The organism is Salinimonas profundi (assembly GCF_014750655.1).
GTDB classification, from domain to species: Bacteria; Pseudomonadota; Gammaproteobacteria; order Enterobacterales; family Alteromonadaceae; genus Alteromonas; species Alteromonas profundi_A.
Genome location: NZ_JABBXD010000005.1, coordinates 234,001 through 249,488, shown reverse-complemented (window position 1 = coordinate 249,488; position 15,488 = coordinate 234,001). Strand labels below are relative to the sequence as shown.

Genomic DNA, 15,488 nt, shown 5'->3' with positions numbered 1-15,488 from the left:
TTATAAATCCCCGGCTTGGTTATGGGAGTCGAAGAGACCCAGTTCACTACTGGATATCAGGCTTTCTATGTTGACTAAGATCACCATCTCCTCCTCGACAGAAGCTAAACCTTGCAGATATCTGCTATCGAATGCTACGCCGAACTCAGGTGGCGGTCTGATTTCGTCATCATTGAGCCGGATAACATCCGACACACCGTCCACCACTATGCCGACGATGCGATTAAGCACATTCAGCATGATGACAATGGTGAACTCGTTATAAACAGGTGTACCAATATTGAATTTAATTCGCAGGTCGATGATCGGAACGATATCGCCACGAAGATTCAATACCCCTTTGATAAAGTCAGGAGCATTTGCAATTTTCGTCACAGGCTCATAGCCTCTAATCTCTTTTACTGCTGTGATTTCCAGTGCATATTGCTCCTGGCCCAGCACGAAGCTGAGAAACTCCTGTTGCGTTTGCAAGTGCGTTTGTTCTGCGGCGTTCATGCCTGCATTTCCTCCTGATAGTCGGGACGACATTGATTTGCGATGGCGTCTGCATCCAGAATCATGGCCACTTTTCCGTCCCCCATGATAGTGGCACCGGATATGCCCGGTACTTTTCGATAATGTTGCTCAAGACTTTTGATTACGACCTGCTGCTGACCTAACAGGCTATCCACCTGAATGCCGAACTGCTGCTTGCCACTTTCCAGCAACACAACAATGCCCTGGGTCGGATCGGTAATCGCATCATCGACATCCATGAGTTCGTGAATAGCAATGAGCGGCCAGTATTGGTCCCGAATATAAAGCAGGGTGTCATTTCCCAGTCGCTTCAGTTGCGCCTCGGTCGGCTGAATGGATTCAATAATATTGGCCAGTGGCACCACAAAAATCTGCTCACCAATTGAGACGCTTATGCCATCTACAATAGCCAGGGTAAGCGGGAGGTGAATATGAAAAGCGGATCCGTTACCAGCTATGGACTCAATGTCAATTCGTCCGCCCAGCGCTTCAATATTGCGGCGAACAACATCCATTCCCACACCACGGCCGGAGACATCCGTGACTTCAGCAGCAGTAGAGAAACCAGGCTCAAAAATGAGCTGCCAGACGTCTGAATCCGGCATATCTTCACTTACACTCAGGCCGTTTTCTGCCGCTTTTGCAAGAATGCGCTGGCGGCTTAAGCCTGCGCCATCATCAATAATACTGATGACGATACTGCCGCCTTTTTGCTCGGCCCGAAGTACCACAGTTCCGCCGATAGCTTTACCGGATTGCTCACGCACTTCCGGCATCTCAATGCCATGGTCAATACTGTTTCTGACCAAATGAGTAAGAGGGTCAACCAGCTTCTCAATCATGCACTTATCAATTTCTGTCGCGCCGCCTTCGATTTTGAGTGTGACCTGCTTGTTTAGCTTTGAGGATAAGTCTCTGACAACACGGGGAAACCGGTTGAATGTCATATTGATAGGGAGCATACGCATGGACATTGCCGACTCCTGAATCTCCCGCGTATTGCGCTGTAATTCCGATATCGCAGTCTGCAGTTTTTCGCCCAGCGCGCCCTCAATTTGCTCACCAATAAGCGATAGCATCGACTGAGTAATAACAAGCTCACCGACCTGATTAACCATGGCATCAATCTTGGCCGTATCAACGCGAATTGACGACGATTCTTTTTGTGCTGTATCACGCTTAATCGGGCTAACGGTTGCTTTCGCCTGTGGTGCTTTTGATGACGCTGCGGACGCTTTTTGGCCGGCATCGAAAAAGCCGAAATCGTCAGACACTGACTGTACCGGTGTGTCTGTGTTTTCAGCGGTCTCAAAAAAGCCAAAGCCGTCGTTTTCATTGTTTGATACGTCAACCGGCGGGTGCTTGTCGGTTACGTCAGACTCAAAGAAACCAAAGGCATCGTCATCGTCGCTTTTCGCCACCGTCTCGTCGTGTTCGAAAAAGCCGAAGTCATCACTGGACGATGCTGTTGTTTCCGAAGCGGGGGAGGCTGGATCCTGTTGTATCGCAAGCGCTGCTTCCAGCCTGGCTTTTGCGTCATTTATTCGTTGCTCTGGGAGGGCAGACTGGTCCCGGTAGGCCTCAAGGATCTGTTTTAATACGTCTATTATTTCAAGCAGCAAGTCGACGGTTTCAACGGTCATGCTAAACACGCCGTTTCGGGCTTTGTCGAGCAGGTTTTCCATAACATGTGTCACGTCGCCAAGTGCGTCAAAGCCGAAAATACCGCTTCCGCCCTTGATCGAATGCGCAGCGCGAAAGATGCTGTTGAGCTGCTCAGCATCGGGAACATCAACATCCAGCGCCATCAACAGTTGTTCCATGTTATCCAGGTGTTCCTGACTTTCCTCAAAGAACACACTGTGGAACTGCTCAATATCAATAGACATAAGCGGCTATATCCTAGCTTAAAACTTTACTGGTCACGGTAAGCAGCTTGTCAGGGTCAAAAGGTTTCACCATCCACCCCGTAGCACCCGCCGCCTTGCCTTGTGTCTTCATGCTTTCACCTGCCTCGGTTGTCAGCACTACGATGGGGGTGCGCGCATACGCGCTCATTTTGCGAAGCTCACGAATGAGCGTCAGGCCATCCATTCTGGGCATGTTCTGATCAGTAAGAACAAAATCGAAGCGATTGAACTTACACTGGTCCAGTGCGTCCTGACCATCCTGCGCAGTTGTCACGTCATAACCGGCAGACTTCAGTGTCATCTCAACAACCTGCCGAATTGAGGCAGAGTCATCTACAGCAAGTATTTTTTTGCTCATAAGGGGATCTCATTAATGAATTAACGATAATTGAATTTGGGGATTGTCAGAAAAACTCGATATCTCCGGCATCCACGCTGGTGGATGACACCGGATTATGGTCGGGCCGGCCTCGCTCAGAGACGCGGTCATGATAATCTTTGAGCTGCCGGGCAATGGATTCCGGAGTATCGCCTGCATGTAAGGCTTGCGTCACGGTATGCAGAATCTCTTTCGTGTAATCAATATTCTGGCCGTTGATATCGCCAAATTGTAATGCCCGAATAGAGTCGCTTAATGCTTTATCCAGCTGTTGGCCAATGGTTTCAAGTCTCTGTGTTGTCTGTGTATCATTTTTCGCCTTGGCAATAATGCGATCCAGTTCAGCCTGAATATCCTGCTTGGCCTCAAGAATATAGCTGGTGTCCTGAGAGGCCAGTTCACGCACATGTTTTGTCAGCTCGTTAATCAGCTCACTCATACTTTCAATTTGCTTTTTAATAACATCGCTAAATTGTGTAGAGCGATTTGACAGCGCGCGAACTTCGTCGGCGACTACAGCAAACCCGCGGCCAGCCTCGCCTGCACGGGCGGCTTCGATTGCAGCGTTCAATGCCAGCAGATTGGTCTGTGCCGAAATATCATCAATGTCGCCCAGCGCTTTCATGACCGTAGGCATGGTTTCGTGCACTACATTGACCTTATCAAGGATGACGCCGGTGCCGTTGGAGATCACTTCGGTAGAAACCAGGAACTGATTCAATGATTGCTCAGTGCTATCGGCAAACTGCTGCATACGCGAAGCGTACATTTCGTCTGAATCAGCCTCTGCATGAATGAGGTTGGTAATACAGTTGTTTTGCTCACCCACCATGGTACGCAATGTCGTAAACGATGCACTTAAAGTGTCTACGGCGCTGGATTGAGTGCTCAGAACATCGCTCAGATTAGTTTCGCAGGTAGAGATAATAGTGGTCAGTTCACGCTGAAGAGGGGCGACATCACATGTTGTCGGCGCAGGCTGATGCGTTTCTGCGTGATGGGTCTGTGCGCTTTTTTGTTTCGGCGCGAAAAATCTCACTGGCGCCAGCGTACACAGTACTGCCGTAAATATCACTGCAATATAAGCCAGGCCAAAATAAACCAGCATTGCACCTGCGAAAACACCTGCACAGGGAAGCAGCCAGTTTAGCGATGAAGTGGAGGAGTTTTGTTCAGTATGAATATCTACGATGTTGCCGCTCGTCATGTTGCTACCTGTTGGGCCTTGGCCCGTTAATGCGTTCCGAATTTGCGAAAAATAAGCATCATTGCTGTACTGACCGACCGGAGCCGGTGACAGGTTCTATAAAGTTATAGACAAGATCTGTAGTATTTAAAGGAGATTAGTGAAAAAATTTTCACTATCTTGAAAGGCGATTTTTTGACAGTTTATGAGCGCTATAAATATCAGATATTTATAATATTACCGTCGTAATTTTGACGCCATTTATTGACTGACCAACACGAAAATTTTTCGACAGAAGGATGGTTATGTGAAGTGATTAACCGAATGCGACAATTTTTTCTTCCGGTGAAACAGGCTGACTTATCGCTTCCGGCAAGATGATATCTAATTGTATTGGCAGGTGGTCAGATAGAATGCGCGTACGGGCATTTTTTAGTTTGCGAATTCGCTTCACCCTAATGTCGTCGGTAGTCCACAACCGGTCCAGCGAAAACAGCGGAAACTGACTGGGAAAGGTTGCCCCAACGGTATGCTGGTTCAGCGTTTGATTTAGCTGTTTAAAGGCTGTGGTAAAAAACTGCCACTCATTGAAATCGCCCCCAAGTACCAGAGGGGTAGGGTTAACCGCTAATCGCGACGCGATATATTCATGCAACAGAGCAAATTGGGAACGGCGCTCTTTTTTCTTCAGTCCCTTGTGTGTATTTACAACGGTCAGGGGCCCCTCGGGTGTCTGCAGCACCACAGTTTGGATGTTGCGCGGCTGAAAGCCCGATTGACTCACATCCAGCGTTTCGTTGCTGATGACCGGGTAACGGGTTAACACCGCATTGCCATACCAACCGTGCTCTTCAGTCAGTGCTGGAGATGCAACCAACTGGTAAATATTGGACGCACAAATGTCGCGGATATCCTGAGAAACATTACGTGATGCCGGACGGGTATCCATTTCTTGCAGCAGCACGATGTCAGCATCGCGCTCTGCAAGAAAATTACCTATTCGGCGATAGTCGTGTTTTTTGTCTCTGCCAACACCACTGTGAATGTTATAACTGATTATGCGACACATTCTTCCGCTTTAGCCTTGTCTTTTTGTTTACGTTCCTGATACCAGCGTGCAAATTTCTGAGAGCCCCAAATCATCAGTCCCCATAATATTATTCCGCCAGCAAGGTAAGAGATAGTCTCAGGTGACGGATTACGGAATATCTGCGTAATGGAGTCACCCACCAAGCCCTTAGCAATCATTGGAGGAAACATTCCCAAAAACGTTCCCATTAAAAATTGGAACAATCCAATGGATGAAATACCTGCAACCAGATTAACCAGGCTAAACGGTGCTATCGGTAGCATTCTGATAGCAGCCACGCCAACCACACCGCTACTCTTAAGCTTTTGATCAACAGCGTCAACTTTCGGCCCGCCTATCTTTTTAAGACCTGCATTGCCCAGTAGTTTGCCAACGCCGAACATAACGCCCGAACTGAGCAGCGCCCCCAGAATTCCGTATATAGGCCCCCAGATCGGGCCGAAAACGGCAGCTACCGCAATCGATAACACCGTGACAGGGAAAAATAAAATACCACCGACCAGATATACAAGCAGCACGGTAGGCAATGCGAAGTAGGTTCCTCGACTTTCTTCTAAAAATGCGTTGATACTATCTGCATTCAGCCACGGTATTGCCTGACTTGCCCAATACATCAGGCCACCCAACACAGCGATAACGAGTATACCAAGACCAATCATAATGGTCCGGCGACGGGGGTTACGTACAGGCATAGAAGAACCGTCCATAGTTGGCATTGCAATGAGTGGCTCTTCAGGGTCTGATAAAGAGCGAAACAAGTTATCTGAGGATGGGTCGGTAAAGATTTCGTCATTAACCTGCGTGAGCACATAGCCGTGAGCCAACTGGCCTGTCATTAGCGCTCGTGCCGGATTCTCTTTTTTCATCAATACGGCGGTTGACTCAACATTCCGACCGCTATGCTCTGCCAACAAATCATCGCGAACTCGCGCAATTTGTCCGGCATTATGCTCGTCATTGCCGTAATACACGGTATCGATTTCCGTATCCAGTGTCATTGAGCGGTTACTGAGATTTGAAGAGCCAATGACAAGATACTTATCGTCAATCGTCATGACTTTGGAGTGAATACGCTTGTAGGCAGAACGACCTTGCTCATCCGTAATGGAGGAATAGGTCATAATTACTCTGTCCGGGTCGATATCTTTAAATAATATCTTTTTAAATTCTATGCGACTTGCCCAGAACGCTTCACATTCAAAGCGCCCTTTGGGTTCATAAGAACTTACGACGATGACATTTAGTTCCGGACAGGTTTTAAGACGTTTATTGAGCGCCTCGGCAATTTCCTGACGGCTGGTAAATTGATTCTCAATATAGATAACGCGTTCAGCCTGATTGATTAAATCAAGCAACATATTCCGTACTTCCTGTACCGGCTCTACTTCATCCATAAATGGAATCGTCCGCGCCAGCGCGCAATCTACATTTTCAAACCAGGGCTCATAATCATCCGGCCAGGCATCAGGCAGGCCGTCATCAAGATTGATACGGGCGTCGTCACGAAAATTAATAGGGTTTGATTCTGCAACCCGTAACCAGCGCCAGCGCACCAGCTCAGCAAATTCTTTCACTAAAGGGCCGGAATAAACGGCCTGAACATCATGTAGTGGTCCGTATTCACCGTCAGGGCCATCACGCTCTTGAGATTCAACGGGGTGATCACGGGTATCCCAGCGATTGGTAGACACATCCATACCGCCTGAAAACACAACTTCATCATCGATAATGACGATCTTCTGGTGCTGACTGCCCCCCATGGGAATCGTATCATCAAGCACCGTTTCCACATTATCAGGTGTATTTTCATCCCAGACTTCTTTCGCCCACATTTCACGCTGTGCAAAGAACGCCAGGGATGAGTCCCAGCGCAACAGATAGACTTTCAGGTCAGGATTTTGCTCAGCTTTCCAGGCGAGCAGTTCACTGATAACGGACGGGGCTTCACTGTTCGCCTCGTCGTCACCACGAATAAGACGGATTCGGCTGTCTATGTCCCAGCCTACAATAAAGATTGAGTGTTTTGCTTTTACAATAGAGGAATGCAGCGCTTTATAGTAATTAGCGCAATCAATTAGCGGAGCCGCGTAGCTTGCTTTACTACTTACCCAGCAATTCTCTCCCTGTTGAAAAATCGACGCTGATGCCGACATGACGCCTCCTGACTCTCTACGTCGCGATTAAACAAATATGAGAGTTGCAGTGCAAGAATTGCTCCATGAGAAATGGCAGTTTGTGTTTTTGTAACTGCATGTAATATATGTGTTTTTATTTGAATGGAAAGACAGGTAATTGCGTTGTTGGCGTCAAGGCGGGTGAAACCGTCAGCCTGATTGTATAATTTTCCCAGCCCGTTGTCGGTCTGAAAGGGCGCACCCAAAACCAGGCGGGGGAAAGTGGCTACGGGTGCTAAAAATTCTTTAAAGGGGCAGTACTTCCAGAACAACGACGTAACTACCGCGTCGCTCATTGACCGGTGCATTGGCCTTTGAATCACTGTACTGTGCTTCCAGCCAATACATGCCAGGATGCTTAAACGTTATCTCAACGTTCCCGTTGGCATCACTTTGAAACGTCTGCGAATCATTGGTATCGCGATATCGTTGTCCTTCGCGAACCAGTGTGACACTGACGCCCTCAGCGCGTTCGTTATTAAAATAGAAACTGAGCTGGTTGGGCTCTTGAGTGTATAAGTCGTTGGGATGGCCCTCGAAATTCAGCCACAACCCTTTGTTGTCGTCGCTTTTTGCAATATCACCAGGCGCGCCTAATGTGACATAGGTTTCTACGCGACGGGACATATCCACGATATTCAGATCCCTGGCATCCATAGGAACTGAGTTTAAGAGTGCTTCTTTGGTGCCGGTTTCGCCGCGGCCAGGCCACATTTGTCGGTTTCCGTCTTTATCCTGCCAAAATGCCATTAATGAATGGCTGGTACTGTAAACCCGATAGGTGCCTTCCTGCTGTAAGTGTAGATCAAAAACACTGCGATACTTTAATGTAGCGCGGTTTTGAAGTGATACGGACTGGCCATCCGGCCCCTGAGCGTTTAATCGCTCTAACGGATAAGCAAAATGGTCAGGGTCGAAAATACCGTTGGCAACGGCCGCATCAAAGGTTATCCATGCCTGGTCACCGGAAACCACGGTAGTATTGGGCTTTACCCAGACACGATGCGCAAAGGCCTGCGCACTTAACAGTGTTATAGCAGTTACGAAAGTAAATGTGAAAGCAGCGTGTGTTAATCTCAATGTTTATGGCTCCATAGTAAGGGTTATATTGCCCAGCTCGTGATTACCGCTACGTGTTACCGTCAGCGGCGCGGTGAGCGGTAGCGTCAGTGGAAGCTTTACCAGTTCCCGGCCACCCAGTTCTCTGGCGGCCTCAACAAAGATGAAATATTCGCCTGCTTCAAGGGATGCGAGATCCTGCATGTGGCCAGACAGGCTGATGGACATTGTGCCGGAAGGTCGGGTTGCGCCAGTCACACCATCAACGGGAAGCGCGGTTGACCGCCCACTGCGTCGCCACCACAAACGCAGATCTTTGAGCCACTTTTCGCCTTTATCATTGTCCATGGCTACGTCATACATCACTTTGATATTCATCACCTTTGTATGCCTGGCGTCCGCCAGCCATATGGCAAGGTAGGGATTATGGTATTCCGCTACCTGCTGGCGGGGCGTGGTAACTGATAATTTACCGGATGCGGCATGTGCAGCGGTGCTCATAATCAGAAGCAGGGCGGGAATTCCAACACCAGCTATAACCAGAGGCCAGGTTGAAGCGCGCCCTCTGGCATAGCGCTTTAATAACCACAGTCCGGTCAGGCTGAAAAGTAATGTTGCGATACTGAAAGCATCTATGAACATTTTCCACCAGAAGCCGGTGTTCCGGCCTTTATGTAAATCGTTGAAAAACGCGACCATTCCCCGCGCAGTACTTTCGTAGGAGACAGTGCCGCTTTCCAGATCGACACTAAACCAGCTGTTTTCACCTGGTCCGGCGCGGCTGCCATAGAGCTCATAGTCACTCCATTGTAAGCGAAACAGGCCGGGGTCGACGTTGGTGTTGTCCGTCATCCAGCGGCTAAAGCCGCGGGGTAGGGTGTCACCGTTTCGCGCCCGTTTTACTGTCTTGATCAGCGCATCGGGAAGCGTTTTCTCCACGCTGGTGACAACAGGCTGGGATTCGATACTCGAAGCGTGATTCAAAGTGATACCTGTCACGGCAAACAGCAAGAGACCCGCCAGACAAATTGCCGAGCTGATCCAGTGCCAGGTGCGCAGATCCCACCATTTACTGCGGCGACGTTTAGTTGTCATCGTAGCCTCTGAGTAACCATTGGACTAACGATGTGTTCGTTTCATCGTAAAATTGCAGAGTGCATTGGTCTAAACAGCGTATTCTCATTATACAAATCTTGTTACAAAGCTAAATGATATTTATTCTCATTTATGGTAAAGTTAGCGCGCAGATCGGGCAATGTTAAAATACTTAAAGGTTAAGTAAGGGAAACTTAAAAAATGAACAGTAAGCTGACAAAAGCCTTGCAGGTTCTGGCCAGAACCGTTGAAACAGGAAGTATGAGCCAGGCAGCACTTCAGCTCAATATGACGGCATCAGCAGTCTCGCAGCAAATTGCAAAGCTGGAACAGGATATCGGCTTGTCGCTGTTTAATCGCAGTACGCGTAAGCAGACGCTGACTGAAGCCGGTCAAATTTATTACACAACGGCCAAGCAACTACTGGCAACAGCCGAAGAAGCGCAGCGCCAGTTAGAAAGATTACAGAACACCCCGAGCGGCCAGCTAAAATTGATCGCTCCCATTGGTTTTGGCGGCGGTTTGCTTAGCCGGCCTATAAAACAGCTAATTGAAGAGTTTGGTGAGATTGAAATTGACCTGACGCTGACTGATGATCCGGTAGATATTATTGCTACCGGCGCTGATCTTGCCATCTGTATTGGGCCGCTTTCTTCTTCGAACCTAATCGCACGCCATCTGGCCAAATGGGATTTGGTTATGTGTGTAGATTCTCAACATCCTTTGGCGGTAGAGAAAGCTAAACATCCTGACGAGTTACAGGCCTACAGTTATGTAGCGCACAATGCCGTCAGTCGCAGGTTTACCCAAATTACGCATTTGCCATCCGGTGCTGCCACCGAACTTCATACTCCGCGTGTACGTGTTAACAACATGCAGGCGGTCATTCAGCTTACTCTTGACGGCTTCGGGTACGCACTTCTGCCTGAACCAGAAGTCAGGCATCACCTGCGCAGTGGCAAGCTTGTTCAGCTGCTACCAGACTGGCACATGGGAAGTTATGACGTCTATGCGGTCACACCGCAGCGTGACAGCATTGCGGCAAAGACACAGGCTGCTATCGTGAATCTTAGAAGTTGGTTTGACGATGTGTCATCCAAGAGCATCTCAGCATAAAAAAGGCCCTCTCTGGGCCTTTTTACTGACTTTAATCATTACTAGATAATTTGGGATCAGAACCGGTATTCGATACCCAGACTGGCCTGTTTCAGGTCAGTATCAAAGTCTGCATCGTCTATATTTTCAGAAAATTCGTCAGCGTCCAGGTCAGCGTCATATATGGTGTATTCGGCATTTACGCTCAAATTGCGTGTAATGGCATAATTAACACCGGCGCCAATGAACAGACTTTCATCATCAAAGCTGCCGCCGAATTCATTTATGGCGTAGTCACTTTCCCACCATAACTGTCCGCCCTTCACAAAAAGCGCAAAGTTTTCACTGATTGGCAGCATGCCTTTAATGGCGGCTGTATACCCGTCGGTATCCGCATTAGCGAGACTTGAACCGTAGTCGCCAAAATCGATATAGCTTCCTTCAATCGCGATGTAGCGATTAAAGCGGTAGCCGACCAGCCCTTGCCAGACATCATTGTCGTCATCAAAGTCATCCTGACCATCTACTTTCAAATACCCGTAGTTACCGCCTACATAAACGCCTTCGTGTTTTTGAAGCGTATTCTCGGTAACTTGTGCCATCGCGTTAGCTGAAGTTAGTCCTGCAGTTAACAGCGTAGCTGAAAGTGTTGCTGATAATTTTGTTGAAGTATTCATATGTGTCCTCCTGGCAAAATATGTGATGAAAATAGTCATCTGCATTGATAACTAATTCATGAAAACTACATTAGAAACTCAATCAAAATGTATGCCCGCTAATTCTGATTTAAAAACAAACAAGTCTTGATTAAAAAATTATCAAAACTAATGCTTTTGTATTAATTTAAAAATTCCAATTACACTTTTAACATAATGTTAACTGAATAAAGTTCATTGTATTTGTAATTAGTTCATAGGGTTTCTCTTATTATTTTCTTATTAATACTCAATTTTTATTGCCGTTTTAGTAACTTTTAAGCTTTTTTGAAAACGCCATGTGTCTTACCGTTGCGGTACGTTTATGCTGGGCTGACGAGCTTTTTTAAATTCAGTAAAACGTATTGATTATTCGTTGAGCAAATTAGATTTTCTTAAATAATAAATTTCGATTAAATTAATGTTTACGGATGTTTTTCATTCAAAAAAGTATAATTTGTTGAGTTTTATATCTAATAATCATTAAAATGTGTCTGCCTTTAAATAATAAGAAATAAAGAATTCTGCATAAGTCTTTGTGGAAAAATTAATAAAACTTTAGGAATTGAAGATGAAAAAAATTGCTTATGCTGTGCAAATGGCAATGGTCGGCAGTGTTGCACTGTCGACAGGTGTTGCCTTTGCACAACAGGACACTGCGCAGCAGGATGCTGCGGTTGAAAAAATTCAGGTCACAGGTTCAAGAATTTCACGTCAGGGCGCCATCGCGCCATCTCCGGTCACCGTATTAAGCGGTGAGTCACTGTTAAATACCGGTGCCATGAATATCGGTGAAGTGCTTAACGAATTACCTGCGCTGGCGAACACCTATTCTCTGGCAAACTCGGGCCAGTATATTGGCACTGCAGGGCTTAATATTCTGGATCTGCGTGGGATGGGAACTGATCGCACGCTGGTGCTGGTTGACGGTAAACGCCACGTTTCAAGCTCGGCTGGGACCGCGTCTGTAGATACCAATACTATTCCAACATCCTGGATAGAGCGCGTAGAAATTATTACCGGTGGCGCATCAGCGGTGTATGGCGCTGACGCGGTAACGGGTGTCGTTAACTTCGTTCTTAAGAAGAATATTGAAGGCTTTGATATTAGCGCGACCCGCGGCTACGCCAACGATAATGATTATAAAAATGAAAAATATCAGGCGTCCTATGGTCTGAATTTTGACAATGACCGCGGCAATATTGCCGTCGCCGCTGAATACAGCAGTCAGAACCGCCTGAATGCGCTGGATAATCCCTGGACTGCCACCTCATATCGCAACATGAGCTATGCCAGCATTTTTGGTCAGGAACGGACCGAAGAACAGCTTAACTCACTGGATTATCCGGACAACATCTACACCCCCAATGCCGGCTATTACGCGCTGAACAATAAAGGTGTTTTTGGTGCGGGTTACGATAAAACGTTTAACAGTGATGGTTCGCTCAAAGAGGTGTATTTAGGCGACAGTGTCGACGAACTCTCCTGCGCCGGGCCGTGTGATTTTTTCAATCTGCGACAGTTTACTGACTTACAACCGGCCTTCGATCGTACAAACTTTAATATTAAGGGTAACTACGATCTTAACGACAGCACGCAGATTTATGCGCAGGCAAAATATGCACGGACCCGCGCAGAAAGCCTGGGACAACCTGCGTTTTTCTTCTTCGACCCGCAAAATACTATCAGTCGTGAAAATGCCTTTCTGGATGATTCCGTAGCGCAATACATGGACGAGCAGGGCCTCGACAGCATCATGGTCAATCGCATGATGACCGATCTGGGCCGACGCACTGAAAATGATGAACGTGAAACAACCCGTATTGTTCTTGGCGTAGAAGGTGTCTTCAATGACTACTGGGAATACGAGGCGTTTATCAATTATGGTAAGACTGAGCTTGAGCGCGCTAACAGCAATAACATGATCATGGCAAATTACTTTAATGCGCTTAACGCCGTTGAAGTAGATGGTCAGATTGTGTGTGCTGACGAAGATGCACGCGCAGCCGGATGTGTCCCTGTCAATATCATGGGCTTCGGAGCGCCAAGCGATGCAGCTATTGATTACATCAATACTACGTCTGTCGGTACCAGCAAAATTGAACAATATAACGTGGGCGGCTCAGTGTCTAATTCAGGCATTTATGAGCTACCAGCCGGGTATGTTGGCTTCGCTGCCGGTGTTGAATACCGCAAAGAAGAAAGCCAGATTAACGAACCGGAAAATGCTGCGGGCACTTTCTTTAACGCGCTGGGTGAAGATCGCGGATATTATGAGGTATCAGAAGTTTTCACCGAGTTGACAGTCCCTGTACTGGCTGATCTGCCTGGCATCAATATGATGACAGTGGATGGTGCCATCCGTATTGCAGATTACACGTCTATCGGCAATGCGACCAGCTGGAAGCTGGGTCTGGACTGGGAAATTGTCGACGATCTTCGTATGCGTGCAACCCGTTCATCAGCGCTGCGTGCGCCTAACATCGGAGAGCTGTTTGGTGAAGCAAGCCAAACTTTCTTCAGAGTCGATGATCCATGTCGCGAGGTTAATCTGGCAGAACTGGAAGACAGTGAACAACGACGCACCAATTGTGCAGCGTTAGGCATTCCTGCCGGATTTAACTCCAACTATGACTCTCAGACGCTGGAAGGTGAAACGGGCGGAAACCGCGAGCTGGGTGCTGAGCAATCAACGTCGGAGACATTAGGCCTGGTGTATACACCAGCGTGGTTTGAAGGATTCACGGCAACGGTGGATTACTGGAAGATCGAGCTGACTGATGCTATCTCAACAGTGGGTGCGCAAACTATTCTTAATCGCTGTGTCGATTCGCAGAATGGGATTAACAATGAATACTGTAATCTCATTACCCGCAACGATGTGGGTGAGGTGACGTTAATCCGCAGTTATGCACTGAACCTTGCCGGTCAGGAAGCTGAAGGTGTGGATTTTGAATTCGGCTATGACTTTGATGCACTGGGCGGCGCATTTCGCACCAACATCATTGCCACTTATCTGGATGAGCGTAAAGAGTTCCCCTTCCAGGATGATCCTGAAGACTTTTATCAGTATGCAGGCACGGATGGTGAAGCCACATGGCAGGGAACATTCAGCCTGAACTATGATCGCGGTGACTGGGAAGCGAGCTGGAAAACACGCTTTATCGATGAAGTGAATCTTTACGATAATCAGGCTCTGGCACTGAACCCTAACCCAAGCAGCCGTATGACCTATGCGTCCTACGCGATTACTGACGTGACAGTGGGTTACAACTTTAAAAACGGCATTAGTGCATCAGTCGGAGTCGATAATCTGTTTAATCGCGCCCTACCGCTGGGAACCACCGGCACGGGAAGCGGCGACGCAGCTTACGACAACATTGGTCGCTTTGGCTATGTGACAATCAGCTATAAGATGTAATTTTCATCCAAATGCAAAAAAGCCGGCAAAACGCCGGCTTTTTTATTGGCTGTCTGAGTGACTTATGCTGCTCTGAAAGACGGCTCCATGCGCCAGTTTGCAGCGCGCAATGCCTTGGTGATAAATGATTTTTCATCAAAACTATCCGGATTGGCAAATGCATTTGTCTGCTCTACGAATGTGCGCTTAAACAGCATCGCCTCAATGGTTTCTGCTGGGGTGTTCTGATTTTCAGCTGTAACGCGAATCGCCGGGTGGGTAATAAGGATATCTTCTTCAAATCCTTCACCAAAACCAAGCGCAGTTAACGCTTCATCTATCATACCGTTATCTGTGCGAAAGGCGACATAATCACCTTCCAGGCAATCCAGTGCTTTTTGATAACAGGTATAACGGCATTGTTTGTCGCAAGCTACATAGTGTGCTTTTTTACCAAGCAATGACAGGGTTTCACGTAAACGGGACTGAGACTTGTGGGCATCACCTGAGCTATCAACGACAATAATCTTTGCCATAGGAAAAGAGGAAGATATTGCCGATACCCTGGATAATGCTCCTTCGTCATCCTCGTCAGTTGCCACTATAAAATCGATATTTTTACCCTTGTAAGACGCCATATGTCATCCTGATTCTTTTACAAAACGCTGCTTTACTACAAAAAACAGATACGAAAAAATTGTCTGCTGCAACTGTATGCAAAGGGTATGCAAAAATGTTTTTACACGCGTCTACGTATTCTTACTTAGTAAAAGAAACAGTACGTCAGGCCAGATGGTATAGGGGATGGGTCGACGCGAGGAGACGCAAAAAACTGTGCGCCCGAAGCTGAAAGATTAAAATGGCAGATGTTTATCCGGTGCACGATGTT

The 15,488-nt window shown here is 47.4% G+C and carries 11 protein-coding genes and 1 pseudogene; 2 read left to right on the top strand and 10 right to left on the bottom strand.

What is annotated here, in order from left to right:
• The 8 genes and pseudogenes from HHX48_RS11115 to HHX48_RS11080 form a co-directional block, all read right to left on the bottom strand.
• Entirely contained in the window at window positions 1-495 is a 495-nt protein-coding gene (locus HHX48_RS11115; RefSeq protein WP_191025101.1) for a chemotaxis protein CheW, read from the bottom strand.
• Complete coding sequence (locus HHX48_RS11110; protein WP_191025099.1) at window positions 492-2,405, bottom strand: chemotaxis protein CheA; 1,914 nt, start codon at window positions 2,403-2,405, stop codon at window positions 492-494. The genes HHX48_RS11115 and HHX48_RS11110 overlap by 4 nt, the downstream gene beginning before the upstream one ends.
• Window positions 2,406-2,418: 13 nt before the next feature.
• Window positions 2,419-2,784: a response regulator gene (locus HHX48_RS11105; RefSeq protein WP_139755320.1), complete on the bottom strand. Its 366-nt coding sequence runs from the start codon at window positions 2,782-2,784 to the stop codon at window positions 2,419-2,421.
• A 46-nt stretch (window positions 2,785-2,830) separates the two neighbouring features.
• Window positions 2,831-3,418, bottom strand: a pseudogene (locus HHX48_RS19165) (methyl-accepting chemotaxis protein); the annotation flags it as partial.
• Between the two features lie 889 nt (window positions 3,419-4,307).
• Complete coding sequence (locus HHX48_RS11095; protein WP_191025095.1) at window positions 4,308-5,060, bottom strand: endonuclease/exonuclease/phosphatase family protein; 753 nt, start codon at window positions 5,058-5,060, stop codon at window positions 4,308-4,310.
• The gene (locus HHX48_RS11090) at window positions 5,048-7,234 is read right to left on the bottom strand and encodes a VTT domain-containing protein (protein ID WP_191025093.1); all 2,187 of its coding nucleotides are present in this window, start codon (window positions 7,232-7,234) and stop codon (window positions 5,048-5,050) included. Before HHX48_RS11090 ends, HHX48_RS11095 begins: the two co-directional genes overlap by 13 nt.
• Window positions 7,235-7,501: 267 nt before the next feature.
• Entirely contained in the window at window positions 7,502-8,335 is an 834-nt protein-coding gene (locus HHX48_RS11085; RefSeq protein ID WP_191025091.1) for a DUF4198 domain-containing protein, read from the bottom strand.
• 3 nt (window positions 8,336-8,338) lie between these two features.
• Window positions 8,339-9,409 carry a PepSY-associated TM helix domain-containing protein gene (locus tag HHX48_RS11080; RefSeq protein ID WP_191025089.1) on the bottom strand — a complete coding sequence of 357 codons (1,071 nt, stop codon included), beginning with the start codon at window positions 9,407-9,409 and terminating at the stop codon, window positions 8,339-8,341.
• A 201-nt stretch (window positions 9,410-9,610) separates the two neighbouring features.
• Here HHX48_RS11080 and HHX48_RS11075 point away from each other — a divergent pair, with 201 nt between their 5' ends.
• Window positions 9,611-10,525, top strand: coding sequence for a LysR family transcriptional regulator (locus HHX48_RS11075; RefSeq protein ID WP_191025087.1), 915 nt, complete (start codon window positions 9,611-9,613; stop codon window positions 10,523-10,525).
• 56 nt (window positions 10,526-10,581) lie between these two features.
• Here HHX48_RS11075 and HHX48_RS11070 read toward each other — a convergent pair whose 3' ends face one another.
• Window positions 10,582-11,181 carry a porin family protein gene (locus HHX48_RS11070; RefSeq protein WP_191025085.1) on the bottom strand — a complete coding sequence of 200 codons (600 nt, stop codon included), beginning with the start codon at window positions 11,179-11,181 and terminating at the stop codon, window positions 10,582-10,584.
• Window positions 11,182-11,770: 589 nt separating this feature from the next.
• Between HHX48_RS11070 and HHX48_RS11065 the strand changes: the two genes are divergently transcribed.
• Entirely contained in the window at window positions 11,771-14,620 is a 2,850-nt protein-coding gene (locus HHX48_RS11065) for a TonB-dependent receptor domain-containing protein (protein WP_191025083.1), read from the top strand.
• Window positions 14,621-14,682: 62 nt separating this feature from the next.
• Here HHX48_RS11065 and HHX48_RS11060 read toward each other — a convergent pair whose 3' ends face one another.
• Window positions 14,683-15,237, bottom strand: a complete 555-nt coding sequence (locus tag HHX48_RS11060) for a hypothetical protein (protein WP_191025081.1) — start codon at window positions 15,235-15,237, stop codon at window positions 14,683-14,685.
• Window positions 15,238-15,488 lie beyond the last annotated feature (251 nt).